26 protein-coding genes are annotated in these 24,977 nt (G+C 43.4%); 13 read left to right on the plus strand and 13 right to left on the minus strand.

Annotation, left to right across the window (positions count from 1 at the left end; all coding sequences use genetic code 11):
• Positions 1-410 precede the first annotated feature (410 nt).
• The gene (locus JMX75_RS00005) at positions 411-881 is read left to right on the plus strand and encodes a c-type cytochrome (RefSeq protein ID WP_011512614.1); all 471 of its coding nucleotides are present in this window, start codon (positions 411-413) and stop codon (positions 879-881) included.
• A gap of 80 nt (positions 882-961) precedes the next feature.
• Here the strand turns inward: JMX75_RS00005 and gloA are convergent, their stop codons facing one another.
• Positions 962-1,528, minus strand: a complete 567-nt coding sequence (gene gloA, locus JMX75_RS00010) for a lactoylglutathione lyase (RefSeq protein WP_201530482.1) — start codon at positions 1,526-1,528, stop codon at positions 962-964.
• Between the two features lie 96 nt (positions 1,529-1,624).
• The gene (locus JMX75_RS00015; protein ID WP_149408929.1) at positions 1,625-2,263 is read right to left on the minus strand and encodes a carbonic anhydrase; all 639 of its coding nucleotides are present in this window, start codon (positions 2,261-2,263) and stop codon (positions 1,625-1,627) included.
• 450 nt (positions 2,264-2,713) lie between these two features.
• On the opposite strand from JMX75_RS00015, the gene potA reads away from it, so the two are divergent.
• From potA to JMX75_RS00035, 4 genes are all read left to right on the plus strand, one after another.
• The gene (gene potA, locus JMX75_RS00020) at positions 2,714-3,922 is read left to right on the plus strand and encodes a spermidine/putrescine ABC transporter ATP-binding protein PotA (RefSeq protein WP_201530483.1); all 1,209 of its coding nucleotides are present in this window, start codon (positions 2,714-2,716) and stop codon (positions 3,920-3,922) included.
• The gene (gene potB / locus JMX75_RS00025) at positions 3,922-4,800 is read left to right on the plus strand and encodes a spermidine/putrescine ABC transporter permease PotB (protein ID WP_201530484.1); all 879 of its coding nucleotides are present in this window, start codon (positions 3,922-3,924) and stop codon (positions 4,798-4,800) included. Before potA ends, potB begins: the two co-directional genes overlap by 1 nt.
• Positions 4,800-5,630 carry a spermidine/putrescine ABC transporter permease PotC gene (potC, locus tag JMX75_RS00030; protein ID WP_201530485.1) on the plus strand — a complete coding sequence of 277 codons (831 nt, stop codon included), beginning with the start codon at positions 4,800-4,802 and terminating at the stop codon, positions 5,628-5,630. The genes potB and potC overlap by 1 nt, the downstream gene beginning before the upstream one ends.
• Before the next feature lie 102 nt (positions 5,631-5,732).
• Complete coding sequence (locus JMX75_RS00035; protein WP_201530486.1) at positions 5,733-6,623, plus strand: LysR family transcriptional regulator; 891 nt, start codon at positions 5,733-5,735, stop codon at positions 6,621-6,623.
• 73 nt (positions 6,624-6,696) lie between these two features.
• On the opposite strand, the gene JMX75_RS00040 is transcribed toward JMX75_RS00035, so the two are convergent.
• The 4 genes from JMX75_RS00040 to JMX75_RS00055 all read right to left on the minus strand — a co-directional run bounded on the left by JMX75_RS00040 (position 6,697) and on the right by JMX75_RS00055 (position 9,252).
• Positions 6,697-7,068: a CrcB family protein gene (locus JMX75_RS00040; RefSeq protein WP_201530487.1), complete on the minus strand. Its 372-nt coding sequence runs from the start codon at positions 7,066-7,068 to the stop codon at positions 6,697-6,699.
• Positions 7,069-7,128: 60 nt separating this feature from the next.
• Positions 7,129-8,187: a tRNA (adenosine(37)-N6)-threonylcarbamoyltransferase complex transferase subunit TsaD gene (gene tsaD / locus JMX75_RS00045; protein WP_201530488.1), complete on the minus strand. Its 1,059-nt coding sequence runs from the start codon at positions 8,185-8,187 to the stop codon at positions 7,129-7,131.
• Positions 8,188-8,283: 96 nt separating this feature from the next.
• Positions 8,284-8,799 carry a c-type cytochrome gene (locus tag JMX75_RS00050; protein WP_201530489.1) on the minus strand — a complete coding sequence of 172 codons (516 nt, stop codon included), beginning with the start codon at positions 8,797-8,799 and terminating at the stop codon, positions 8,284-8,286.
• 66 nt (positions 8,800-8,865) lie between these two features.
• Complete coding sequence (locus tag JMX75_RS00055; protein ID WP_020442592.1) at positions 8,866-9,252, minus strand: hypothetical protein; 387 nt, start codon at positions 9,250-9,252, stop codon at positions 8,866-8,868.
• 392 nt (positions 9,253-9,644) lie between these two features.
• Between JMX75_RS00055 and rpsU the strand changes: the two genes are divergently transcribed.
• A complete protein-coding gene (gene rpsU / locus JMX75_RS00060; protein WP_010195908.1) occupies positions 9,645-9,860 on the plus strand; it encodes a 30S ribosomal protein S21 in 216 nt (71 codons plus the stop codon).
• A gap of 191 nt (positions 9,861-10,051) precedes the next feature.
• Positions 10,052-10,501, plus strand: coding sequence for a GatB/YqeY domain-containing protein (locus JMX75_RS00065; RefSeq protein WP_011512603.1), 450 nt, complete (start codon positions 10,052-10,054; stop codon positions 10,499-10,501).
• 74 nt (positions 10,502-10,575) lie between these two features.
• Here JMX75_RS00065 and JMX75_RS00070 read toward each other — a convergent pair whose 3' ends face one another.
• Positions 10,576-12,237 carry a M48 family metalloprotease gene (locus JMX75_RS00070; protein ID WP_201530490.1) on the minus strand — a complete coding sequence of 554 codons (1,662 nt, stop codon included), beginning with the start codon at positions 12,235-12,237 and terminating at the stop codon, positions 10,576-10,578.
• Positions 12,238-12,646: 409 nt separating this feature from the next.
• Between JMX75_RS00070 and JMX75_RS00075 the strand changes: the two genes are divergently transcribed.
• From JMX75_RS00075 to thiS, 4 genes are all read left to right on the plus strand, one after another.
• Positions 12,647-13,114: a sulfurtransferase TusA family protein gene (locus JMX75_RS00075; RefSeq protein WP_201530491.1), complete on the plus strand. Its 468-nt coding sequence runs from the start codon at positions 12,647-12,649 to the stop codon at positions 13,112-13,114.
• Positions 13,115-13,355: 241 nt separating this feature from the next.
• Positions 13,356-14,219 (plus strand): RNA polymerase sigma factor RpoH, encoded by an 864-nt coding sequence (gene rpoH, locus JMX75_RS00080; RefSeq protein WP_011512600.1) that lies wholly within the window; start codon positions 13,356-13,358, stop codon positions 14,217-14,219.
• Between the two features lie 65 nt (positions 14,220-14,284).
• Positions 14,285-14,653 carry a DUF423 domain-containing protein gene (locus JMX75_RS00085; protein WP_201530492.1) on the plus strand — a complete coding sequence of 123 codons (369 nt, stop codon included), beginning with the start codon at positions 14,285-14,287 and terminating at the stop codon, positions 14,651-14,653.
• A gap of 111 nt (positions 14,654-14,764) precedes the next feature.
• A complete protein-coding gene (thiS, locus tag JMX75_RS00090; RefSeq protein WP_011512598.1) occupies positions 14,765-14,965 on the plus strand; it encodes a sulfur carrier protein ThiS in 201 nt (66 codons plus the stop codon).
• Positions 14,966-15,263: 298 nt separating this feature from the next.
• On the opposite strand, the gene hpf is transcribed toward thiS, so the two are convergent.
• On the minus strand, positions 15,264-15,632 hold the full coding sequence (gene hpf / locus JMX75_RS00095; RefSeq protein ID WP_201530493.1) for a ribosome hibernation-promoting factor, HPF/YfiA family: 369 nt from the start codon (positions 15,630-15,632) through the stop codon (positions 15,264-15,266).
• 402 nt (positions 15,633-16,034) lie between these two features.
• Positions 16,035-17,747 (minus strand): RNA polymerase factor sigma-54, encoded by a 1,713-nt coding sequence (gene rpoN / locus JMX75_RS00100; protein WP_201530494.1) that lies wholly within the window; start codon positions 17,745-17,747, stop codon positions 16,035-16,037.
• A gap of 323 nt (positions 17,748-18,070) precedes the next feature.
• Between rpoN and JMX75_RS00105 the strand changes: the two genes are divergently transcribed.
• Entirely contained in the window at positions 18,071-18,967 is an 897-nt protein-coding gene (locus tag JMX75_RS00105; protein WP_201530495.1) for a carbon-nitrogen hydrolase family protein, read from the plus strand.
• A 75-nt stretch (positions 18,968-19,042) separates the two neighbouring features.
• On the opposite strand, the gene JMX75_RS00110 is transcribed toward JMX75_RS00105, so the two are convergent.
• From JMX75_RS00110 to lptM, 4 genes are all read right to left on the minus strand, one after another.
• Positions 19,043-20,092, minus strand: a complete 1,050-nt coding sequence (locus tag JMX75_RS00110; RefSeq protein WP_201530496.1) for a tyrosine recombinase XerC — start codon at positions 20,090-20,092, stop codon at positions 19,043-19,045.
• A gap of 57 nt (positions 20,093-20,149) precedes the next feature.
• Positions 20,150-21,037: a diaminopimelate epimerase gene (dapF, locus tag JMX75_RS00115; RefSeq protein ID WP_020442583.1), complete on the minus strand. Its 888-nt coding sequence runs from the start codon at positions 21,035-21,037 to the stop codon at positions 20,150-20,152.
• 200 nt (positions 21,038-21,237) lie between these two features.
• Positions 21,238-22,569 carry a diaminopimelate decarboxylase gene (gene lysA, locus JMX75_RS00120; RefSeq protein WP_263240946.1) on the minus strand — a complete coding sequence of 444 codons (1,332 nt, stop codon included), beginning with the start codon at positions 22,567-22,569 and terminating at the stop codon, positions 21,238-21,240.
• Positions 22,570-22,685: 116 nt separating this feature from the next.
• Entirely contained in the window at positions 22,686-23,012 is a 327-nt protein-coding gene (gene lptM / locus JMX75_RS00125; RefSeq protein ID WP_201530497.1) for an LPS translocon maturation chaperone LptM, read from the minus strand.
• Positions 23,013-23,720: 708 nt separating this feature from the next.
• On the opposite strand from lptM, the gene JMX75_RS00130 reads away from it, so the two are divergent.
• Positions 23,721-24,953 (plus strand): acetate/propionate family kinase, encoded by a 1,233-nt coding sequence (locus JMX75_RS00130; protein WP_201530498.1) that lies wholly within the window; start codon positions 23,721-23,723, stop codon positions 24,951-24,953.
• Positions 24,954-24,977: the final 24 nt, after the last annotated feature.

Raw genomic sequence — 24,977 nt, forward strand, 5'->3', positions numbered from 1 at the left:
CTGATCTAAATCCTATCGAAAAGAAATGGGCGCAAGCAAAGTTTCTACGCCAAGGTTGGATGGAGAATAATCTACCTAAACTATTTTATGATATGGGTTGTTCCAGTTTTATTGTGGATTGACTATACTAAGCTTAGCGAAAGCGATTATTTAAAACCAATTTATGAGAATATTTAATCTATTTTACAAAAACTCACGGTTTCGCCCTATGCTACTTAAGCCGCTTGCTGTTTAATATAGGATAGTACGTAATTTAAGCATCATGAAAAACAGTATTTTCGAATGTTGATAAAGAAAATATATTAAAAATATCGGATAAAATTTATTTTAATAGTAGCCATTTAATCAGGTGACGAGCATGCGTATGCTACGCCACCTTTTTATTAGCAACGTAAAAAGGAGCACGAATCATGACTCAGGTATCGAATCAAAAATCATTAAAATCTATCTTTGCTATTACTTTGATGGCAGCCACTTTAGGACTGACGGCTTGTAGTACACCAGTAGACCCTGATGTCAAAGCTCGTCAGGACATCATGAAGAACTTCGGTGATGCAATGAAGGTTATGGGTGGCATGGCAAAAGAGCCGGATACTTTTGATGCTGACGTTTTCAAAGAGCAGGCGGCATTTTTAGCAGAAGAGTCTAAAAATCCTTGGAGCCATTTTAATAATAAAGACGCCGCTGGCAATGCCAAAGCAGAGGTTTGGTCAAATGTTGATGGCTTTAAAGCTGAAGCAGAGAATTTCCAAAAGGTCACTGCTGAGCTAAGCGCTGCTGCACAGACAGCAACTAGCATTGACGATGTGATGCCAGCTTTTAAACCTGTTGGCGACAGCTGTAAATCTTGCCATACGGATTTCCAAGTCGAAAAAGACTAAATAAGAATCCTTTAGCAATATAAAAAGCCACCCTATCAAACAATAAGGTGGCTTTTTTATTCGCTTAACTTATGAATCAATTAAGCCATCAAGTCTGCTTGTACGATTTCAATCCAATAACCATCAACATCTTTAATAAAGACAATATTTTTCATGCTGCCTTCATCTGGACGTTTTTTGAATTCGACATTGTTTTCATCAAACCAAGCTACCGCTGCATTGAGATCAGGTACATTAAAACAAATATGACCAAACCCTTGTGGTTCTTGATTGCCATCATGATAGCTAAAGTCCGCTTTTGTCTCGGTACCATAGTTATGAGTCAATTCCAAAATGCCACGCTGACGGAAGGCAAAAATCTCTAAATCATTACCTGACGGCAAGTTTTCACGTTCACTCTCAGTCAGCTTGGCTAAAAAGTACAAATCAAAACCCATGGCTGGGAATTTTTTGACTGCCAGTAACGTCATACCTAAGACACCAGTATAAAACGCTAAAGACTTCACAGGATCTTTAACACGCAGCATCGTATGGTTAAAGGTATAACCTGTCGTCTGCGCTGAGATAGGCTGTACGCCATTAGCCTTTACGCTGCTTTCAGGTTGCTCTTGTATTGAATGGTCGTTGTTAAAAGTATCATTACTCATGATTATTCCTATATGTAAATATTTTTAATCACTAATAGATTAAATGATCATACCTATAACACTTAGTCTTTCTAGCATAGCCTTTATAGAACACTATTAAGCATCTAAAAACCGCACTTTACCTGTTTCTAAGTCGTACTCGGCACCAACGATCAATAGCTGACCACTACTGGTTAAATCCTCTAACGCACGCGAGCCATGCTTTAATTGACTGACCGACATACGCACATTTGCACGTATAGAGCGATCAACCAGCTCGTCTGCATCCACATCTTGCCCATTAGCGGTCGCAAGTTCATGCAGATTATAGACACTTGGACGGATACGGTCGACGATAGATTGTAGGTTTGGTGAGTAGTTTTGCTCAGGATTGATTAATGTTTCAACACAGGCGGTGACAGCGCCGCAATGCGAATGTCCAAGCACTACGACCAGTTTAGTATTGAATTTTTCAGCAGCAAATTCGATCGAACCAATTTGTGAAGGAGCTACCACGTTACCTGCAACGCGTATGACAAATAAATCGCCTAAACCTTGATCAAAAACGATCTCAACCGGTACCCGTGCGTCCGAGCAACCCAAAATAATCGCTAAAGGGTCTTGATCTTTGATTAATTCTGGACGCCTTTGCATACAGGGATCGGTATTGGTCAAGCTGTCTACATAGCGTATATTACCTTGCTTAAGCAGCTCCAGTGCTTCCTGACCTGTTTTAGGGCGTGTATTGTTAGGCATAAGAAATCCTTGATAATTTAACGGGTTAACATAGTAAATTGCTCTATAACTATCCTGTCATAGAGTCTAAGTCTTCGATATCGTTTGGCGCTTTAAGCAAACCTCACTTAAGTTCTTACTTTTATAAGTCACTCTATATTTATCATACGCAAACCAATTGTATAGGAATAAATTCAAAAAAATGGTAAAAATTATTTAATTTAAGGGTGGTTACTTAGTCTATTTAACAAAGTGTAGACTCATCTTTAATTGCTATTCCAAGATCACTATAGGGCTCAACCAACCTGTAAAGAACTTGCGCTGACTTGTAGCGAAGGTTTGTTATAATAGCCTGCGACCAATCACCGTTAAACTCATCGCTTTAACATACTAAATCATCGTATCTAACGTATACAGCGTTCAGACTGCCACTGATACTTTAGTATGTATGTCGGAAATCTAGGAATCATTATGACCGAATCACTTTTAACGCCGCCGACTACTCCTGCATCAGAAAACGCTGATAAGGTATTGCTACAACTGACCGGTCTAAAGAAAACCTATGATAATACTGAGGTCTTAAAAGACATCAATCTTGACATCAAGCATGGTGAGTTTATTACCTTACTCGGTCCTTCAGGGTGTGGTAAAACCACTCTACTACGACTGATTGCAGGATTTGAGCAGCCAAACGCAGGGGCGATTTATTTGGATGGCGTACAGATGGCAGGCTTGCCCGCTGATAAACGTCCGGTCAATACCGTGTTTCAGCAATATGCGCTATTTCCGCATATGACTGTCGCGCAAAATGTGGCGTATGGTCTAAAGCTAAAAAAAATCCCTAAAGATGAGATTCAAACGCGGGTAAGTGAGATGCTAGCGATGGTGCAGCTAGAGCATTTAGCCAATCGTCGCCCGCAGGATTTATCTGGTGGTCAGCAGCAGCGCGTAGCGATTGCACGCGCGGTGATTAATCGTCCTAAACTGCTATTGCTCGATGAACCCTTATCGGCGCTCGACCATAAGCTGCGTTTGCAAATGCAATCTGAGCTTAAACGTCTGCAACGTGAGCTTGGCATTACCTTTGTCTTTGTCACCCATGATCAAGAAGAAGCGCTGTCGATGTCAGACCGCATTGCGGTAATGAAAGACGGCAGATTTCAGCAAATTGGTACGCCAATTGAAATTTATGAAACCCCTGCCAATTTATTTACTGCCAAATTTATCGGTGAGACCAACTTATTTAAAGCGGAAGTCAAAGGCGTTTATCCTGAGCAGCCCGATCGTGATGGGCGCGTGACCAATGGGCGGATTGAAGTCGAGGTCTGCGAAGCCCAAGCGCAAGAGGGTCCGACGACCTTACGTAATCTGCGTCGACCCGATTTTGCCAACGATGTCCAAGTCGGTGATATCGTCAATTTATTGCTACGTCCGGAAGATTTGCGGATTTATGATCCGACTGACAACACCCATGGTGGTTTATTAGGGCGCGTTATCGAAAGCAATTATAAAGGCAGTACTTTAGACTCTATTATTGAGCTGGCTAATGGTCATGTGATTAAAGCATCGGAATTTTTTGATGAGGATGACCCAAGTTTTGACTATAAGCTTAATGAGGGCGTAAAAGTATCGTGGGTCGATGGTTGGGAATGGGTATTGCCAGAAGAGGATATCCACTAATGGCACATACTGGCATCAGCAATAAAAGCCCTTTTCGTACGGCAACGCTATGGCTGATTTGGGGTTGGCTTCTTATCTTTGCGCTATTACCCAATATATTGGTCATTGCAGTCAGTTTTCTGACCCGTGATAGCACGGCTTTTATCAGCTTACCTATCAGTATCGACAGCTACGTGCGTATGATTGATCCGCTGTACTTTGATGTCTTCGTGCACTCATTATGGATGGCAGGCATTACTACGATAATCTGCTTACTACTCGGCTATCCTTTTGCTTGGTTTGTCTCACGCTTCAGCAAACGTTGGCAGCCTTTGTTAATGCTCATGCTGATATTGCCATTTTGGACCAACTCTTTAGTACGGACGTATGCGCTTAAATTATTATTTGCCAATAACGGGTTAATTAATAAATCCTTATTAGCCATAGGCGTTATTGATGCGCCGATTGATATTTTGTATACCCAAGGCGCTGTGATTGCTGGTTTAACCTATTTATTGTTTCCATTTATGGTGCTGCCGCTATATGCCGTCTTTAGCGATTTGCGCAATGATATGCTGCTTGCCTCGCAGGATTTGGGCGCATCGAAACCGCAAACCTTTTGGCATGTGGTACTACCATTAACGACACCTGGTATTATCTCAGGGGTGCTGTTGGTACTATTACCAGCAATGGGTATGTTTTATGTTGCCGATATTTTGGGCGGTTCACGCAACTTACTCGTTGGAAATATTATCAAGAATCAGTTTTTAGATGCCCGTGATTGGCCATTTGGCGCGGCCGCCAGTGTGCTATTGACGCTTGCTATGGCGATATTATTGCTTGCCTATCGCGCCAGTAGCCGCCGTATTGGCAAGACTGACTTTAGTGAGGTGGCCTAATGTCTGATAGTTCACTAAATAGCTCAACAAATAATAAATCGCCGAAAAACAAAAATCCCATAAGGTTTGGCAATATCGTCGCCAAAGGCTACCTTGGTCTGATTTATACCTTGCTATATCTACCTATCATCGTCTTGGTAGTGATGTCATTTAATAAGTCAAAAATTGGCTATAATTGGGGCGGCTTTAGTTTAAAGTGGTACGAGTCGCTCTTTAATAATCAGGCAATGTTAGATGCTTTTTGGCATTCGATTTTATTAGGTTTGGTTGCCGCTACAGTCTCAACCATCATCGGTACACTGACCGCACTGGCGTTACATCGCTATGACTTTCGTGGTAAAGGGCTGCTAAATGGCTTGTTATTTGTGCTAATGATGTCGCCTGAGATTGTCTTAGCAATATCGCTACTGGCACTGTTTTTATTAATTGGGCTACAACTGGGTTTTGTCTCTCTATTATTGGCGCACATTACGTTTTGTTTGCCGTTTGTCGTTATAACCGTCTTTGCGCGCTTAAGTAGTTTGGATGAGCGTTTGATGGAAGCGGCGCGAGATTTGGGTGCTAGCGAGTCTATGATGGTGCGTACGGTCTTGATTCCAGTGATTTTCCCGGCAGTGATGGCTGGTTGGCTACTTGCTTTTACCTTATCGCTCGATGATGTGGTGGTATCGACCTTTGTCACTGGTCCTAGCTATGAGATATTGCCGCTACGTATTTATTCTATGGTACGTGTGGGTCTTAAACCCGAGGTCAATGCCATTGGTACGATATTGCTGGTTGCTTCCTTAATTCTGGTTGTGATTTCACAGTTATTGCTACGTCGACGTTGATATTAATATTGCTCTAATCAGTTTCGCCTATCGGTATAACAGGTGTAATGCTTCTATCTGCTATACCTTATTTCTTTTTCACTTCAGTGGTTAGGTCATTTTATGCTAGAGCTTCGTCATCTTAATACGCTAACTGCGCTACGAGCACATGGCTCATTGGCTGCTGCCGCCGATGAGCTGCATGTCACCGCCTCTGCGGTCTCCCATCAGTTAAAAGAGCTAGAGAATTATTACGATATCAGTTTAGTCAATCGCCGGACGCGTCCGTTGACCTTTACGCCAGCTGGCAAGACGGTATTGGCACTCGCTGACAGCATTTTACCTCAGGTCACGCGCACCAAGTCAAACTTAAAACGCTTAGCCCATGGTCAAGCAGGCAGATTGCGCTTGGCGTCTGAATGTCATAGCTGCTTTGATTGGCTGATGCCGATTCTCAATCATTATCGCCGTGAGTGGTCAGATGTGGAGCTAGATTTTGCTACTGGTTTTGAGCCCGAGCCGCATCATTTATTGATGGAAGGTGATATTGACCTGCTCATTACCACTAGCAATTTGCCGATAGAAGGTATCAGTTATCAGCCCTTATTTGAATATGAAAGTCGTCTAGTACTTTCACCTACTCACGATTTGGCGGAGCAGCGCTTTGTGTGCCCCGAGGATTTGGTTGAGGAAACCTTGATTGCTTATCCAGTAGAGGCCAAGCGCCTTGATATTATTGCCAATTTTATGACGCCAGCACAAGTCAGCTTTAAAAGTATGCGTACCACCGAGCTAACCGCTATGTTGATTCAGTTGGTTGCTAGTGAACGCGGCGTAGCAGCACTCCCCGACTGGGTTGTCGCTGAATATGAGAGAAAAGGTTGGGTAGTTTCGCGCCCATTAGGTAGCGGCGTCTACTGTCAGCTCTATGCGGCAACGCGCACCTCGAGCCAAGAGACTGCCTATATGCAAGGGTTTGCCAGTTTATTAGAAGGTATCGTAAAACCTGTCTAGAAGTAATTATCACTAAAAAAAGAGCCGTATTAAAAAATTAATATGGCTCTTTTTTATTGCTGCATTTTTATTATTATAAAATCAACTTAAAGAAATAAAAGCCAATTGCGGTTGCTAATAACGTCAGCCCCACATGTAGCCCAATCAGCCCTAAGCCCGCAAGCAGTTTGCCATTATGGATAAAAGTAAATACCTCAACGCTAAAGGTACTAAAAGTCGTCAAACCACCCAAAAAGCCAGTAATTACAAACAGTCTAATATTGGGAGACAAACCGCTGCCCACACGTTCGAACCACACCAAGGCCAGCCCTATCAATAGCCCACCTAAAACATTGGCGCCAAGCGTCCCAAGTGGTATCCAGTGATGCAGCGGATTAAAACGTGCCAACCACCCTCGCAGGCAAGCGCCAATGGCAGCACCTAATCCAATCGCAAGCCACTGCATAAATCATCCTTATCAGGTGAAAGTTACTATAATACATATTCGCTTATTAGTGACGATAATTTAAACCGCTGGCAGCTCAGTCATTGGCCAACGTGGCACGCAGCTGACAGCCAAATCATCTGCTTGACCCGCTTGCAAACGCTCGTAGCCCGCATACGCAATCATCGCACCATTATCGGTACATAAAGCAGGAGGTGCATAATGTACGGTCGCATTTATCTTAGCAAGCTCTCGCTCGAGAGTTTCACGCAAATGAATATTGGCACTGACACCGCCTGCAATAACCAATCGGCTCATCTCGACCTGTTTAAGCGCTTTGACGCATTTTTTCACCAAGGTATCAACGACGGCATGCTGAAAACTGGCGGCAATATCGGCGCGAACTTTCGGGTCGCTATCAGAGCCATTTCCTGAGCCCCCTGAACCATCGGTATCTTTAATCAGATTATGCACTGCCGTTTTCATACCGCTAAAAGAGAAATCCAAACCACGATGTAACATTGGTCTTGGTAAACTATAGGCATCCGAATTGCCACTTTCCGCTAATTTAGCGATATTAGGACCACCCGGATATGGCAAACCCAACATCTTCGCCGCTTTATCAAAACACTCACCTGCCGCATCATCAATGGATTCGCCAAGGATTTCATATTGACCAATACCATGCGCAGCAATGAGTAGCGTATGCCCACCAGAAACCAGTAGCGAGACAAACGGAAACGCTGGTGGATTCGCACCCATCAGCGGTGCCAATAGATGCCCTTCCATATGATGAACACCAATCGCTGGAATATCTAACCCATAAGCCAAGCTACGACCAAACAATGCACCCGTCATCAAGGCGCCGATAAGCCCCGGACCCTTGGTATAAGCGACGGCATCAATCTCATCTTTAGTGATATTGCATTGCTGCAAAAGCTCATTAAATAAAGGCACTAACTTACGGATATGATCGCGACTAGCAAGCTCAGGCACCACGCCGCCATAAAGGGCGTGCAGCTCTATTTGTGAATACAGTACCTGCCCTAGCAGACCTTTATTATCGCTCGTTATCTGCTCGCTATCAAAAATCGCTAGACCCGTCTCATCGCAAGAGGTCTCTAAACCCAATACTTTCATCTATGTGCCTTTATATTTTGCCTTGTAGCGTGAATAAAAAACCGCCACTGTAAGCTTACAATGGCGGTCAGTTTAGCAAATTTCAATCAATAATATTTAGCTAGCTGCAGCAACCATATAATCAACAGCCGCATGAACTTGCGCCTCACTGACTTCAGCGCTTGCCTGCGCAGGCATTTTGTTAAAGCCCTTGGCAGAGTGCATATGTAGTGTATCGATACCTTTTGCGATTCGTGGTGCCCACGCTTCTTTACTACCGAATACTGGCGCGGCTAATAAACCTTTTTCATGACAGACTTTACATTGTTTTTCATACAATGCAGCACCTGCATCAGCAGCCAACACTTCAGGCTCAGCAGCGGCAGCACTTACTTCTTCCGCTTTTACTTCTGACGCCTCAACTGTTTCTACTTCAACGACAGGCTCAGCTTCAGCAGGCGCTGCTGGCTCCACAACCACAGCTTCGGTTTCATTAACCACCGCAGGCTCATCAGTGGGAGTGTTGTCACCACCGCTACAGGCGCTAAGTGTCAATAACACACTAAGACTTAGACCAGACAGCGCTAACTTAACAACTGATTTTTTCTTTATTACAGCTTGTTTAACAGTCATGGTTGTTTCCTCATCTATAGATGGTTAGTGACACCGCTCATTATTGAATACTGCCTTCAAGCAGGATTAATTGGTTGCAGGTTCAGCTGAATCCGTCGCCGGCACTTCAGTACTATTGGCAGTATCGGCAGTCGCCACAGCGGTATCAGAACTATCGGCGCTTACCGTTGCATCAGCTGCTGTTCCCTCTACTGCGACAGCCCCTTCTTCAGTACTCATCGTCGCATCTGTTGTCGCATCAGCTGCTGGCATTGGCGCTGTTGCTGGGAAATCCATCTTTTCTGCTGCAGGTGCATTCGCGCGAGCAATCTCTGCTGCCTCATCAACACGATCGACGGCTAAAATGTGATCTGACTCTTCACCTTCTTTCTCACTACTACAAGCACTGACACCAAAACCAAGAGCGACAATAAATGCTGTACTTAGCGCCGTATTGAGTACTGATTTTTTCATTCCAACATCCTTAATAAAGTGCACATAAAACGATTGATATTATGCAAATTATCATAGCATAAACTTGGCCTAAACCGTTATAGACAGTAGGGTTTTTATTTATACTGATACTATTTAGTAAATAACCCGTTTATCCTTCCTAAAGAACGTTTAGCTATAAATGACTTACGACCCTTATTGCTGGCAGCAGTTTGCAACTTAATGATAGTTATAGATTAATAAGTAAAAGCCTTTGACTTTATTGCGATTTTTTATTAAAATAGGCGCCCTTGTGCTATTGCGCAAGATTGTCCTAGTTTGAGCTGATGCCAGTAATCTTGAGATATTACGGCTAAATACTAATACACAGCCAAACTAATGCCCTTATATCTCATCCTAATCGAGGAGTCTTCATGCCTGCAGTTAAGGTTAAAGAAAACGAACCAGTTGATATCGCTATCCGTCGTTTTAAACGTGCTTGTGAAAAAGCTGGCGTATTGTCAGATGTACGTAAGCGTGAATTTTATGAAAAACCAACGCAAGTACGCAAGCGCAAAAAAGCTGCTGCAGTAAAGCGTTATAAAAAGAAATTACAACGCGAAACTATTCGTACCACTCGTATGTACTAATCGATAATTCGATTAGCTAAGTACCAGCGCTACACTAACGCCACTGTTATCCGATGATATCAGTGGCGTTTTTTATGCTACAATTTTTGTTATTACTATCATTGGTTCTAACACTTTCTATTATAAAGCTTGTTCTGATTAGTAGACTTTTTATACAAACTTTTTACCTATAATCATAAGGAATAACAACAATGAGCCAAATTAAACAGACGCTAACTGACACCATCAAAGTCTCTATGAAAGCACGTGAGATTGAACGGGTCAAAGTACTGCGTAACGTACAAGCGGTTATCAAACAAATTGAGATTGACCGTCGAATAGAGCTTGATGATGCCGAAGTTTTGGAAATATTACAAAAACAGCTCAAACAGCGTCATGAGTCATTGACTATTTTTACCGAAAACGGTCGTGATGATTTGGCGACCAAAGAGCAGTTTGAGATTGATATTATCAATGAATATATGCCAAAACAGATGGATGATGCGGAAATTACTGCCTTGGTAAACGCAGAAATCGCTGAGCAAGGCGCAACGTCAATGCGTGATATGGGTAGCGTGATGGGTATATTAAAAACGAAAACCGCGGGTCGTGCTGACCCTGCCTTAATCTCAAAGCTGGTCAAAGACGCGCTACAAGGTTAATCGCTACAGTATATTGATAAAATCAACGCTTTTTCTATATAGCGCTTTATAGCATTTAGTTATCAGAGAACCGCCTAAGGCTTAAAATCTTTGGCGGTTTTTACGGCTTTGATTTCGGCATTGATATTGGCAAGTAGTGGACGAGCGCTATTGGCTTGAGCCGTATTTTGCAAATTTTCTGTCAATTTTTTGGCTTGCGTTAAAGAAGTCAGCGCGCGCTCGTAGCTTCCACTCCATAGTTGGTCATGACTGCGGTAGCGTAGTGCATTAATAGTAGCAATACTTTTTAGCGGTGCAGAATTGGTGGTCTTTGCCAATTTTTCATTGGCCAATTGCAAACTTTGCCACGCATAGCGATCACTTGGTTGCTGCTCGGTTAACGGCTTGAGCAAGGCTTGGGCTTTGGTTGGCTGATTACTATTGGTCAAGGCTTCTGCCAGATAAAGTCGTAAGTCACGGCGCTCAGGATAGAGCCGCTGCTGGCTCTCTAATATTTCAGCAGCTTGTTGCCATTTATTTTGTTCCGTCAAAATCTGGCTTTGGGTAATGGACAATAATGGCTCGAGTACTTGGCGCTTTGCGACCGGCAATGCAGACAGCTCGGCAAATAAATCATTTGCCTCTTTAAAGCGCTGCTGCTCGCCATACCAATGCATCAGTGCAAGCTTTGCCCCGACGCTGTTTTTTGCCGCAGTCATCAAGGCGGTCTCTGAAGCATGCTTGCCGGTACTTTGTACGCGCCAATACAGCAGATCAAACAAAGCTTGATGGCGCTGCTGCTGATTTAACGGCAGCGTATTATAACGCTGCGCACGGCTTTGAGATTCGCTCAAGCGCTCATTGCTCAGTGGATGAGAGCGGATAAAGCTTGGCAAAAACTGATTGGCGATTTGATTCATCTGACTTTTTTGATTCATGGTCGCAAAGAAGCGCGGCATCGCCCGTGGGTCATAGCCAGCTTGGTTCATGATTTGCATACCGACCCGATCAGCATCACGTTCATTATTACGACTAAACGCCATACTACTATTCATAGTGGCGGTTTGGCTACCCATCATGACTGCTGCTGCCGCATCACCATCGACGGTCGATGCAGCAATCGCGGCGAGCATGCCACCTATTTGCATCAGCAAGGCTTTTTTACGCTCATCAGCGCCGCTTTCATAATGGCGCTGACTGATGTGCGCGACCTCATGAGCCACAACGCTTGCCAGCTCATCCATGCTGTTTGCAGCCAATATAGTGCCGGTATTAAGACCAATAACGCCGCCTGGTGCCGCAAATGCATTAATACTTGGATTGTCGATAATGACCAAACCAAGCGGTGCTTGCTGGCGCGCTTGGGCATTGAGCCGCCATGTTAGTTCTTTGACCGTTTCTTGAATCCAAGGGTCATGCTCCATTTTTACACGACCATTGATGTTTCTTAATGACCATTCACCAAGCAATTTATTTTGATATTGCTCATCAAAGCTCAGCCCTTGCCCGCGTAAACTGGGCAAACTTAGCTCTTCTGTGTTAGTGGTTTGCCATGAATCATAGCTCAATGGCACGGCTTGGCTTTTGCTATAGGCGGCGCTTGTACAGGCCAATAGTATCGTTGACAGTGCTAATTTTATCGCAAGTGATCGCGACAGATGATGGTTTACCTGCTTAGAGAATAACCCTGTCTGTATGCTTGCATAGTGAGTTATAGCACGTTTATTCCGTGCATTTATTAGCGGCTTATCAAGCATTGATTGTCTTTTAGAATAATCCAAGTGCGTACCCTATATGCATAATCATAACGTGCTTTGACTATACGAGCTTGTCTATTGAAGGTCAATTGCCGTCTGCCTATCGCTACTAATAACTCCGCAGAGCGTCACTATTGCGCAACATGGTTATGTGAACCTATTAGATAAGTCTAATATAAAAATATGAAGATCAATACTACTCAGTTGTTCTGATTGATCAAACGCGATGATGACTATATTCAACTGCAATTGAATACACGCAATTTGCTATAATGGTTGCTTATAAAACCGTCGGCGTCGCAGCACAATCGCCATATTGTATTAAAATAATATTATCCATAAGTATTGCAATGCTAAGCATTAGACTGAAACACAAGGTTTAATATTAGCCACGTTAAAGGTTTATTTTATGTCTGCTGATAGTCCATCCATCATGGTACGAGCCTCTTATCCAATATGTCTGGGAGAGACTGTGTCTAAGAGCGAGCAGCAGTCAATCAGGCAGCTCCTAGACTTATTACCAACAGATGACATCAACTTAAATGATAAAACAGATGTGAGTAAACCAGTACTTGTTATCAAAGATATGGTCGATGGTCGCGGACTTGCCTGCCCGATGCCACTGTTAAAAACTAAGGTCGCTTTACGCAGTGTCGTCTCTGGGGAGTCATTGTACGTTGTGGCAACTGACCCAAATTCTCAAGCTGACATTATGGCTTTTTGTCAGCAAAGCTTACAAACAAAAGCCATGAACTCGCTATTGCTTAGTATTAATCAAGCCACCGTATCAGACAGTGGAGAACTGAGCGCTAGCCAATCTAAATATTCTGTTGATACAATATATCACTTTATCATTACCAAAACTGATAGCAACTAAGCGTCGCTATCCTTTACAATTACAACTATAAAGATTTTTATCTGACTGTTTGCTTATCTATTTAACCAAGGTCAAGAATATGGCTAATACCACTACTAACGCTGCAAATAACCGTAAAAAAGACAGCGCTGTTCCTGAAATAAACGAAGCGCGCGATGCAGCACTGAAAGCGGCAGCTGAGCGTCCGCCTTATGATGCCAGCGCGCTTGGCGATACCAGTACCCGTGATTTGGTACCTGCCATGCCGACGCATTTGTCCGCACCTGGGGTGAATTTGGGTGCTTATATTAATACCGTGCACCAAATCCCTATCTTGACTCCGACGCAAGAGCAAGAGCTTGCCCATCGCTATTATGATGAAGGCGATGTGGAAGCGGCGCGTTTACTGGTCATGTCGCATTTGCGTTTTGTCATTCATATTGCCCGCAGCTATTCAGGCTATGGATTACCGCAAGCAGATTTGATCCAAGAAGGTAATTTGGGACTTATGAAGGCGGTAAAGCGTTTTGATCCTAACAAAGGCGTACGTCTAGTATCATTTGCAGTGCATTGGATTAAAGCAGAGATTCATGAATTTGTCATCCGTAACTGGCGTATTGTAAAAGTTGCCACAACCAAGGCGCATCGTAAGCTGTTCTTTAACTTACGTAGTTTAAAAAAGACCAACAATCAGTTGACCCTCGAAGAAGCCGATGCGATTGCCAATGACTTAAACGTTACTCGTAAGCAAGTGCTTGAGATGGAGTCGCGCCTGACCTCTTATGATGCGTCATTTGAGGCGCAATCAAGTGACGATGACGATGGACGTTATGCGCCGCAGTTATTTTTGGAAGATGGCATTGACCCTGCCGAAATCGTCGAAGAATCTGACTGGGAAGAGAATAATTCATCAGCCTTGATTGCTGCAATGGAAACCTTGGATGATCGCTCACGTGATATTGTCGAGCAGCGCTGGTTATCTGAGCAAAAATCAACGCTGCATGAGTTGGCAGCGGTCTACTCTATCTCTGCTGAGCGCGTACGCCAAATTGAGAAAAACGCCATGGATAAAATCCGTGAAGCGATGACCATCGACAGTGTGATTTTGCCTGATGATATTCAATAATTTACCTATCAGTAAGACAAATGTCTTTGCCTAGTAAGCATTTATTCAACAATACGAGTACAACCATGTTCAATTGGATAAGTATCGCGGCGATCAATATGGCTATCGCCGTTGCTTTAGGCGCGTTTGGCGCGCATGGTCTCAAAGCTATGGTCAACACTCAACAGCTAGGATGGTGGCAGACGGCAACCTTGTATTGGTTTGTCCATTCGCTTGGATTATTACTTGTTGGTATCCTTATTCGCTTAAACTATGCAACCCAAACCGCCGCATGGTTATTACAAATTGGTGTCATTATTTTTGCGGGTAGTTTATACGCCATGACACTTGGCGCGCCACGTTGGTTCGGTGCCATTACGCCTATTGGCGGTGTGCTGATGATTGCAGGTTGGTTATGGCTTGCGCTATCTTCAGCACGCTTAACAAATAGCTGATTGATTGATTTTAGTAAGAAATAATCTTATTTTATTCAGCTACGTTAGTGTTGGTAGTAGTGAAAATAGTAAGGCTAAATAGGAATTTTGGATTATTAGGGAGTACGATTTATGAGCAATATTAGTGTCAATGGTAAGAAGTTACAGACGACTCATCAAACGGTACAATTGGTTGTCAATGAGCTTGGGCTTAGTAACGGTCGTTATGCGGTAGAAGTCGATGGTGAACTGATTCCTAAAAGTGAGCTTGATAAGCTACATATTGTTGAAGGCATGACTATTGAAGTAGTACAGGCTGTAGGCGGTGGCTAAGGTTTCTAACCATTGAAATAGATAGTCGTTTTTGATACATAGAATTTTAGAAAATCACACTGTAAAACCTAACGTTTACAACCCTTTCCTTTTAAAATTTATTATAAAAAAGACCTCAACGATTATGCGTTTGAGGTCTTTTTTTTACTTAGCGTCTTAGGCTTGCTAAATTGCTCATTTTTGAGCATGTCACGTATTCAAATTACTCAGGAATACTGTTCAATTTAATAACCTTGCTATTTACGCATTTATTTATTGGCTAATAATGATTAAAGTTTTATGACACAGCAAGCTATCACTAAACTGCAGGCTCAGCTTCAGCCGTCATCAAATCTTCATAGCGAGCATCACGCCCTACACCCTGTGTTTTTTTGCTCTCCATTTTTGTTTTATACTTGCGTACTTGTCTATCAAGTTTGTCTGCCATCTCATTTATGGCTTTATACATATCATCATCAAGAGCTTGGACAAACATCTCTTTACCCGAGACTCGCATGATAGCTTCAGCCTTATGGCTCTTTTTAGCACCGCTGTTATCTAGCGATAGAATCACTTGAATACTTTGAATCTGATCAAAGTGACGCTCGACTTTTTCAAGTTTTTCGCGAACTGCGGTGTCCATGGCATCGGTAATACTGATATGGTGACCACTGATAGAAACATTCATATTATTGTCCTCTTATTAGTACTTACAATCAACAGATGAGGTCGCATCGCTGCTCTTATCATCCTGCCTTACCACAAAATAATCTTGTATCTTTATCCTCAACGCCTTTAATAGCAGTGCTTTTAATAAAATATCGACGTATCCTTTTATCGTCTTTTTTATCTCATCCCTAATGACTGACTACATAAATTTGCTAAATCGACACTTTGATTTTGTTGTTGGTATGACTCTAATTTGTCATGAAAACCTGCTAGTAGCAAGGCTTTATATTGTAAGTAAATGTAATAAAATCGGTTGTTTCTTTAATGTTTCTATATAATCAAAAAATTTTATTTTTTATATTATCTACAAAATATTTTGATTATTGATCGACTCTTTAGATAAGTTATTGAATTCAGACCATTAATATTTTTGTTTGCGCTGTGTAGATGAGCCAATATTCATTGCTTCACGATATTTGGCGACTGTTCTTCTGGCAATATCGATACCTTCTGCCAACAAATAATCTTTTATCTTACTATCAGACAATGGCTTTTTGGGCTCTTCATCAGCGATAAGCTGCTTAATCATCGCGCTGATAGCAGTTGATGAGATATCGCCATCGCTGCTGCTAACATGTGATGAAAAGAAATGCTTGAGCGAAAACAGTCCTTGCGGTGTCAAAATGGTCTTGCTAGTGGTCAGGCGCGAGACCGTTGATTCATGTAAATCGACTTCGTCTGCAATCACCTTTAAAATAAGCGGTTGCATAGCAGTGGCGCCATACTGCAAAAAAGATTGCTGGTAGCGCACGATGCTAGTGGCGACCTTTAAAAGGTTCTGATTACGCTCTTCGATACTGCGAATAAACAAGCGCGCATCGGTGAGATTTTCACGCAGATATTGATTATCAGGGCTATTATCGCCGCGCTTAACAAGATTGGCATATTCTTGGTTGACTCGCAGTTTTGGCAAGGTTTCAGGGTTTAGACGTACCTGCCAGCCATCTTCTTGAGTAGATGTGGTGGTGTTTTGATGAGCATCATGGCGACGGATAGGCGTCACCAATACATCAGGGATATCATAGCTGTCGGGCGACTGAGTATAATCCGGTTGGCGGCTTTGAAATAGCAATCCTGGTGAAGGATTTAAAGTACGCAACAGCGTAAGCGCAGGGGTAATCTCCTGTGCCGCAAGTCCTGTGCGCTCAGTTAAGGCTTTAATATTATTACTGACCAGATGCTCACTGGCAGATAAGAGCGCTTGGGCTTGTTTTAGATAAGGCGTGTCAGTATCGAGCTTAGATAGCTGAATCGCTAAGCATTCACTTAGATTTCGTGCGCCGACCCCCAGTGGATCACAGGATTGAATCATGCGCAGTACTGCCATTACTTCATCCTGCTCAACGTGCTCATTCCACTGATAAAAGCTTGCAATAGTATCAAAGCTCTGTAGCAACTCTTCTATATCGAGCCGTACAAAACCCATGTCATCCATAGAATCCATCAAATACTCAGCGATAAGAGTATCTGTCTCTGAGAGACGTTTAAAATTCAGCTGCCAACGCACATGGTCTTGAATCGTCGCATTGGTACTGCCCTCATAGCGATCAAAGTCCTCAGAATCTGGACGCGCTGATATGCTGCCTGAACCAGTACTGGCGGTGTTAAAACCGTCATAATCTGCATTAGGGCTATCATAGTTTGAGCTTTCATAGTTTGAGCCTTCAAAGTCTTCAAGCGTATGACTGTCAATGGCATCCGTATCAAAGCCGTCTTGCTGCAATTTATCTAGACTATCATTAGTAAAGCTATCGCTAGTACTGTCATCATAGTCAAATCCATCTTCATTATTTGATGAAGGAGATATAGAAAACGTATCAGAAGCAGTACTCTGATTCCAACTGTCTAACGTTAGTGGCTCGCCAAACTCATCTAATACGTCTTTATCCATACTTTCGTACTCATCTTCATCGTTTTCGATGCGTTCTAGTAATGGATTACTGTCCAGCTTCGCTTGAACCTCCTGCGCAAGCTCAAGACTAGAGAGCTGCAGCAATTTAATAGCTTGCTGCATTTGCGGGGTCAGTTTTTGTGAGGTGCTTAGCGTGGTCGCCAATCCGAACGACATACTCATGGGCAGTTTATTACACTCCAGTCTTGGTAATATTGTCTTTGTAATGCTGATTAGTGAGCGGTTTACCCTCAACAGGACATGACGATAGCATTTTTTGCGACAATTTTGCTATGATAATTTATGCCCTTGCCAGATAAGTGAATGACAAACCTCTGTCCGTAGCTTTCTGGTAGCTTCTAAAGAATACTTTAATAAAAATTTATACCTGTGCATAGTTGCATAGAATGATTTGCGGAGTAAGGTTCAAATAAACCATTAATAATGACAAACCTGAAAACGTTTTATAAGAGATATATAACATTAACAATATTGAGAAGCCTGCTATGAATGAACATATAAATAACATACAGCTGACCGTTGCTGCTATCCAAATGAATAGCCAGCAAAGCATTGAAGACAATCTGTCGGATATAAAATCCGCTATTATGGATGCTCGTGCACAAGGCGCGCAGCTTGTCGTACTACCAGAAAACTGCTGTAGCATGGGTAGACAGTTTGCGACAGCAGAGCAGTTCGATGCGCTGTCAGCGACGATAGCAGAGTATGCACGTACATATGGTATATACGTACTAGCGGGCTCTCTGCCCTGCCCATATCGCCCTGACGGCATGATTGTGCCTGATGGTAGATTGCGCCAAGTAAGCCTATTGTTTGCGCCGGATGGTACACAAGTGGCGCGCTATGACAAGATTCACTTATTCACCGCGACCGTCGCCGATAAGCAAGGCAGTTATAACGAAGCGGCGACGTTTGAGCCAGGTACGCAGACGGTCGTGGCAGCGCTCGAAGTAAATGATGATGTTTATCAGCTCGGTATGATGGTTTGCTTTGATCTACGCTTTCCTGCATTGGCGCAGCGTCTGCGGCAAGCAGGCGCAGAACTATTAAGTGCGCCCTCTGCTTTTACGTATCTAACAGGACAAGCCCATTGGTCGCTCTTACTGCAAGCACGAGCTTTAGACAGTCAATGTATGGTAATTGGAGCAGCACAAGGCGGTGAGCATGCGTACAGAGACGGTCATACACGTCAGACGTGGGGACATACGACGATTAGCGCTTATGATGGAACTGTAATGAGCAGCTACAATGATAGCGAATTGACCCCATCTTTGAATAAAGACCATAAAAATTATGCTTTGGTCTTAGCGACGTTAGATAGACAAGCGCAAAATCAGGGACGACAAAAGATGCCTATCTTTGATTGTCATCGTTTGGCATAAAATAATTTTTATAAAAGCGTCTTGATAAAAGGTTTTTTCAATCAAAGCAATTTGCGATGAAAGACACTTTTAAAATTAAAGGGTTGAATCGCTGTCTTTGGATGCGTGAGTGGCTCGGGGATGGGCGCGGTCATAGACTTGGGTCAATTTAGCAAAATCGACATGGGTATAAATTTGCGTGGTACTGATATCGCTATGCCCAAGCATCTCTTGGACAGCGCGCAAGTCGCCACTCCCTGATAACATATGTGATGCAAAGCAATGGCGCAATAGATGCGGATACATGTTTTGAGCAATACCAGCACGAGTAGCAGCAACTTTGAGACGCTGCTGCACAGCCCTTGTGGATAAACGCGTACCCAATTTTTCACTAATAAATAATGCACTGTCCATCTGCTCTACCCACAGATTGCGGTGCGGTAAATAACGACGAATGGCGTCAGCCGCTTTTATTCCTAAAGGTACTAGGCGTGTCTTATTACCTTTGCCGATCACGCGTACCCGCAAATCAGCCAAGTCCACATCTGCTATATTTAACGCGACGAGCTCACCGACACGTAAACCACTGCTATAAAGCAATTCAAACATCGCCTTATCACGTAGCCACAAGCGTGCTTGTTCAGGTGTATCAGGGATTTCTTGGTCGAGCAATTGCGTCAATAAATCCACATCAGCGATAGAGGGTAATGGTCTAGGGCTGCGCTTGAGCTGATAGCCTGTAGTTGGATTGATACGTGCCAAATCCTCTTCTATCAGCCAGCCATAAAAATGACGAATAGCTGATAACTCTTGCTGAACGCTGGCAAGGGATAGCTTGTCTTCATCAAGGCGTTGGCTGATATGCTGGGCTAATTGGCGCTTATCACAACGTGTCCATGTCAGGCGTTTACCTCGCAGGAATAACGCCAGTTGATTCAAGCCTGCAAAATAGGCCGTCAATGTATGCGGCGAGTGATTGCGCACAGATAAGACATTTAGCCAACGATGCACAGGGTCTAATAATTCACTTAACGCAGCATCCGCTTCTATGGTGATTGCCAATTCTGCTGATAGCCATGACGGTGAAACGGATTGTTTATCAGATCGTGCGTCTGTCACTTGAGATTTTTTATAAGACATCACCATATTGAAAACAACCCCATTACTTATCCAGTAAAAATAACTGTCACTTATGTTTTACTATTAACTTTCTGGATTGGGCTTGATACCGGCTTGTGCCATCAAGCCATCTGGACTAAAGACACCTTCATACACAAATGCGGTTGGTCCGGTCATCATAACCGAATAGCCCGGCTGCCATTTAATTACCATGCTGCCGCCATAGAGCTGAGCACGCACATCTTCGCCTTCGTCAAGCCAGCCTTCGCGTATACCAATGGCAACGGCTGCACAAGCGCCCGTACCACAGGCTTGCGTCTCACCGACACCGCGCTCGTACACTCGCAGACGAATATGACGCTGATTCATTATTTGCATAAAACCGACATTGACACGTTCTGGAAATGCTGGATGCGATTCGATGGCTTTACCCAAGGTTTCAACGTCAGCATCAAGCACATCGTCAACTTTTATCACCGCATGCGGATTGCCCATATTGGCAACATAAAGCTGCACCGGCGTACCATTCACGTCCAGATGATAAGCATTTTGGATTTTGGTGATGGCTCTTGGGGTAAATGGAATCTCACTTGGCTCAAACTTGGGCTTGCCCATATCAACCTCTACCCAGCCATAACGATCGGTCGTCAGCGAAATAATGCCGCTTGCCGTCTCAACACGGAGACGCTGTTTAAAGGATAACTTGCGCGCTTGCACAAAACGGGCAAAACAGCGGGCGCCATTACCGCATTGCTCAACCTCTGACCCATCAGTATTAAAAATACGGTAACTAAAATCGACGTCGGGGCGCATTGGCGGCTCAACGACGAGCAACTGATCAAAACCAATACCTAAATGACGATCACCCAGTAACTGCACCAAATCCTTGGTCAAGTCCAAACGCTGAGTCACCAAATCGATGACCATAAAGTCATTGCCCAACCCATGCATCTTAGTAAATTCTATTAGCATATCCCTGATATCCTATCCTATTTTTATGTATGTCTTATATTAGCACGCTGTCAGTTACAATCATAACTATCACCGTTATCAAATGCCAAGTTATATTCCACACTTATTATTCAGGTGTTTGATCAAAATTTGCCATAAAAAAACCCACTAGCATTATGATAATGGGTTAGATTTTTGAGATACTTTATGCTGCTTAGCCGTTAACCTTGCCACAATACTTCGTCTGCATATAGCGCTTCAACGGTTTCGCGTTTGCGAATCAGCTGGTGGCGATCATCAGCTACCATGACTTCACTGGCTCGCGGGCGTGAATTATAGTTGCTACTCATAGTAAAGCCATAAGCACCAGCACCCGTGATTGCGAGAATATCGCCTGTCGAAAGCGACAACAAACGATCTTTTGCTAAGAAATCACCCGTTTCACAGATAGCACCAACGATATCCCATGGCTCAGTACTTTCTGTATTAATACCATTACTAGGTAAAACGTTTGGGATTACTGCCATTTCTGCTTGATATAAAGCAGGGCGAATTAAGTCGTTCATTGCCGCGTCAACAATGGCAAAATTCTTATGCTCAGTTGGTTTGAGCACGTCAACCTTGGTCAATAACACCCCAGCATTTGCCACGATACTACGACCCGGCTCAAAGAATACGGTCAAGCCAAGCTCACTAAGTTTTGGTAATAACGCATTGGCAAATTCATCAATAGAAACAGGCGTCTCATCAATATAACGCACACCCAGACCACCACCCAAATCGATATGACGCAGCTCAATACCTGCTTTACGTAAGCTATGTACTAGCTCAATCACTTTGTCCAATGCCGCAACGAATGGCGCAACTTCAGTCAACTGCGAGCCGATATGACAGTCAATACCGACGATATCGATATGCGATAATTGCGCCGCTTGCTCATAGACAGCGACGGCATTTTCATGACTGATACCAAACTTATTGTCTTTTAGACCTGTTGAAATATACGGATGGGTCTTGGCGTCGACATTAGGATTAACCCGTAGTGAAATTGGCGCAGGTTTATCCAATTTCTGTGCCACATCATTAATCAAAGTCAGCTCGCTGATTGACTCAACGTTAAAGCAGCCAATACCTTGCGTCAGGGCATATTCGATATCACTATAAGTCTTACCAACGCCTGAGAATACCACGCGCGCAGCCTCGCCGCCTGCCGCCAATACGCGCATGAGCTCACCACGTGAGACGATATCAAACCCTGCCCCTGCTTGCGCCAAGATACCAAGTACCGCCAAATTAGAGTTTGCCTTTACCGCATAACAAATCTGATGCGGTAGACTGGCAAAGCTGGTCGTATAAGCTTGATAGACATCTAAAATGGCTTGCTTTGAGTACACATAACACGGCGTACCGTAGTTTTTAACTACTTCAGCAATACTGACCTGCTCCATATACAAGGCACCGCCTCGATAATCGAGCGCGGGCAAATGGGCGGTTAAGGCTTCAGGATGCACATACAATCCCTGCTCAGTTTGGGTAGTGACTGACTGACTCATATAAATATCTCTAATATAATCAATGTATTAAATTTTTAAGGCATTAAGGTGAATAGCTTGTCGGATACGCTAAAAATCGTTTGAGCGTTTGTCTTTTAATAAACAATAATCAACGATTAATAATCGTTGGGATCGGTGCTCGGTTTAGGCAGCTGAAAATTATCTGCGTTTTGCTCGCTATTTTGATTGTCGTCAATTTTAGCAAAGGCGGCATCTTGCGGATGACTGCTGCTATCAAGCACCGGATTATTAGTCTCAACTGTTTGGGTGCTAGATTCTACTAGATACAAATCGCCTTTTTGCCCGCAGCCTGTCAATACTGTAGAACCTATCACCAGAGTAGCTGCGATAAGCTTATAAAAAGCAGGGCGACTGGCGCTTACACTTGAAGCAGTGCTTAAGTCAGCGCTTTTAATCTTAGGAGTGCGGCGTATAGTAAACATAGAATGGCTAACCTGTAATCTTGCAAAATTTTGGCTTGCAACGGTTTAGATAGAATATGAATAAAATAACTATCCATAAAAAACAACCAAGGCTGCAATAGGGAAATAGGACAATTTTTTAATCATAGCATTATTCGTTAAAGCTGTGCGCCTACCACTTCTGTTTGAGCCATAAATTTATGCAAATAAATGACTGAACGTATGAATATATGGCGTTTATAGATAGGGGATACAGCATGGATGAAGCTGCAGCTTATTAACCCAGAAAAATTTACTTACAATTTTTATAGAGTGTATTTTTGTCTCATTATAGCTGATAAACACTCGCGGCCTTCGGTGTACACTTGCATTAAGCATTTATAAGATTGCTGATTAAAGCCTTATAGTTATCGTGGTATACGCGCAAAAATATGGTACATTATACTTAACCCTTGTGGCTGTGACGAGGCGCTAGCATGCGTCCTATTAACCTTTAAAAGTACGAAAACCTAAGTTTTGTAAGACCAGATTTCTAAAAACAGACAGATGCAAACCTTTAACGTCCTTTAAAGCAGTCCCAGCCCAAGAACAATAAAAATCAGCGATGTCATTGTTTACGTATGTCAGCTGTTCGGCGTACGCCAGCACCAATATCGCTGGTTTTCGTTTATTCAACAGGTGATCGTCAAGATGCGGCACCTTTTATAAAAGACAATCTAAGGATAGAGTATGAGCGCTGGCGTAAGCACCACTTTTGATGACAAACATTCTGAAGCATCGACCCTGACCAATCCTACTTTAGTATTGAACTGCGGCTCCTCTTCAATCAAATACGCCTTAATTAGTGAGGATGAAGGCACTCGTATCACAGGTCTTGCCGAAAACTTAGGTCTCGATACTGCCCGTATTAAACACACCACATTAAATGGTGAAAAGTTAGAAATTGCAATCGCTGGTGGTCGTCATGAACTTGCCTTACAGAAAATCCTTGAGCTACTTGAGCAGTATCACTTTATTGCTGTTGGGCATCGAGTGGTACATGGCGGTCGTGAGTACTCAGAAGCGGTGCGTGTCGATGCGCATGTGTTAGCAGAAGTCAAACGTCTAAAAGTCCTCGCCCCATTACACAATCCGGCAAACGCACTGGGTATCGAAGCTGTACAAGCAATCTATCCTGATATTCCGCAAGTGGTGGTATTTGATACTGCCTTCCACCAGACCATGCCACCCGTTGCTTTCCGCTATCCGCTACCAAAGGCACTCTACTCAGAACACAAAATTCGTCGTTATGGCTTCCATGGTACCTCGCATGCTTATGTATCAGAACGCGCCAGCCACATTACCAGCGCAACAGGACCACATGGTTGGTTAACTGCGCATTTGGGCAATGGCTGTTCAGCAACGGCTGTCTACGACGGCAAAAGCCTTGATACCAGTATGGGTCTAACCCCGCTTGAAGGTCTTATGATGGGTACGCGTAGTGGTGATGTTGACCCAAGCTTACATATTCATCTCAAGCGCCAACTTGGTATGAGCTTAGAAGAAATCGATAAAATGCTCAATAGCGAAAGTGGTTTACTTGGTATTTCAGGCTTATCGAATGACTTGCGTACCATTGAGCAAGCGGCTAATGAAGGTCATGAAGACGCGAAGCTGGCTATCGAGATGTTCTGCTATCGTGTTGGTAAATACCTTGCCAGCTTAAGCTGCGCGCTCCCTGACTTTACCGGTATTGTCTTCACAGGTGGTATCGGCGAAAACTCTGTGACCACGCGGACGCGTATTTTGGAAGTCATGCGTCATTTTGGCATCAAAATAGATGCCGATAAGAACGCTGGCTTGGTCGGTGGCAATGAAGGCAGTTTCCATGCTGACGATAGCATTATTGAGCTGTGGGTTGTCCCAACTGATGAAGAATGCCGTATCGCTCAAGAGACTCGTGCAGCCTTGGGTCTAAAATAAAACTAGGTCTACAATAAGACTCAT

The sequence above is a fragment of the Psychrobacter sp. LFX-11D genome (assembly GCF_904846475.1).
GTDB classification, from domain to species: domain Bacteria; phylum Pseudomonadota; class Gammaproteobacteria; order Pseudomonadales; family Moraxellaceae; genus Psychrobacter; species Psychrobacter cryohalolentis.

Excerpts from the sequence above, each read along its gene's own strand:
- JMX75_RS00005 (WP_011512614.1), top strand. The coding sequence starts at position 411 with ATGACTCAGGTATCGAATCAAAAATCATTAAAATCTATCTTTGCTATT.
- gloA (WP_201530482.1), bottom strand. The coding sequence starts at position 1,528 with ATGAGTAATGATACTTTTAACAACGACCATTCAATACAAGAGCAACCT.
- JMX75_RS00015 (WP_149408929.1), bottom strand. The coding sequence starts at position 2,263 with ATGCCTAACAATACACGCCCTAAAACAGGTCAGGAAGCACTGGAGCTG.
- potA (WP_201530483.1), top strand. The coding sequence starts at position 2,714 with ATGACCGAATCACTTTTAACGCCGCCGACTACTCCTGCATCAGAAAAC.
- potB (WP_201530484.1), top strand. The coding sequence starts at position 3,922 with ATGGCACATACTGGCATCAGCAATAAAAGCCCTTTTCGTACGGCAACG.
- potC (WP_201530485.1), top strand. The coding sequence starts at position 4,800 with ATGTCTGATAGTTCACTAAATAGCTCAACAAATAATAAATCGCCGAAA.
- JMX75_RS00035 (WP_201530486.1), top strand. The coding sequence starts at position 5,733 with ATGCTAGAGCTTCGTCATCTTAATACGCTAACTGCGCTACGAGCACAT.
- JMX75_RS00040 (WP_201530487.1), bottom strand. The coding sequence starts at position 7,068 with ATGCAGTGGCTTGCGATTGGATTAGGTGCTGCCATTGGCGCTTGCCTG.
- tsaD (WP_201530488.1), bottom strand. The coding sequence starts at position 8,187 with ATGAAAGTATTGGGTTTAGAGACCTCTTGCGATGAGACGGGTCTAGCG.
- JMX75_RS00050 (WP_201530489.1), bottom strand. The coding sequence starts at position 8,799 with ATGACTGTTAAACAAGCTGTAATAAAGAAAAAATCAGTTGTTAAGTTA.
- JMX75_RS00055 (WP_020442592.1), bottom strand. The coding sequence starts at position 9,252 with ATGAAAAAATCAGTACTCAATACGGCGCTAAGTACAGCATTTATTGTC.
- rpsU (WP_010195908.1), top strand. The coding sequence starts at position 9,645 with ATGCCTGCAGTTAAGGTTAAAGAAAACGAACCAGTTGATATCGCTATC.
- JMX75_RS00065 (WP_011512603.1), top strand. The coding sequence starts at position 10,052 with ATGAGCCAAATTAAACAGACGCTAACTGACACCATCAAAGTCTCTATG.
- JMX75_RS00070 (WP_201530490.1), bottom strand. The coding sequence starts at position 12,237 with ATGCTTGATAAGCCGCTAATAAATGCACGGAATAAACGTGCTATAACT.
- JMX75_RS00075 (WP_201530491.1), top strand. The coding sequence starts at position 12,647 with ATGTCTGCTGATAGTCCATCCATCATGGTACGAGCCTCTTATCCAATA.
- rpoH (WP_011512600.1), top strand. The coding sequence starts at position 13,356 with ATGCCGACGCATTTGTCCGCACCTGGGGTGAATTTGGGTGCTTATATT.
- JMX75_RS00085 (WP_201530492.1), top strand. The coding sequence starts at position 14,285 with ATGTTCAATTGGATAAGTATCGCGGCGATCAATATGGCTATCGCCGTT.
- thiS (WP_011512598.1), top strand. The coding sequence starts at position 14,765 with ATGAGCAATATTAGTGTCAATGGTAAGAAGTTACAGACGACTCATCAA.
- hpf (WP_201530493.1), bottom strand. The coding sequence starts at position 15,632 with ATGAATGTTTCTATCAGTGGTCACCATATCAGTATTACCGATGCCATG.
- rpoN (WP_201530494.1), bottom strand. The coding sequence starts at position 17,747 with ATGAGTATGTCGTTCGGATTGGCGACCACGCTAAGCACCTCACAAAAA.
- JMX75_RS00105 (WP_201530495.1), top strand. The coding sequence starts at position 18,071 with ATGAATGAACATATAAATAACATACAGCTGACCGTTGCTGCTATCCAA.
- JMX75_RS00110 (WP_201530496.1), bottom strand. The coding sequence starts at position 20,092 with ATGGTGATGTCTTATAAAAAATCTCAAGTGACAGACGCACGATCTGAT.
- dapF (WP_020442583.1), bottom strand. The coding sequence starts at position 21,037 with ATGCTAATAGAATTTACTAAGATGCATGGGTTGGGCAATGACTTTATG.
- lysA (WP_263240946.1), bottom strand. The coding sequence starts at position 22,569 with ATGAGTCAGTCAGTCACTACCCAAACTGAGCAGGGATTGTATGTGCAT.
- lptM (WP_201530497.1), bottom strand. The coding sequence starts at position 23,012 with ATGTTTACTATACGCCGCACTCCTAAGATTAAAAGCGCTGACTTAAGC.
- JMX75_RS00130 (WP_201530498.1), top strand. The coding sequence starts at position 23,721 with ATGAGCGCTGGCGTAAGCACCACTTTTGATGACAAACATTCTGAAGCA.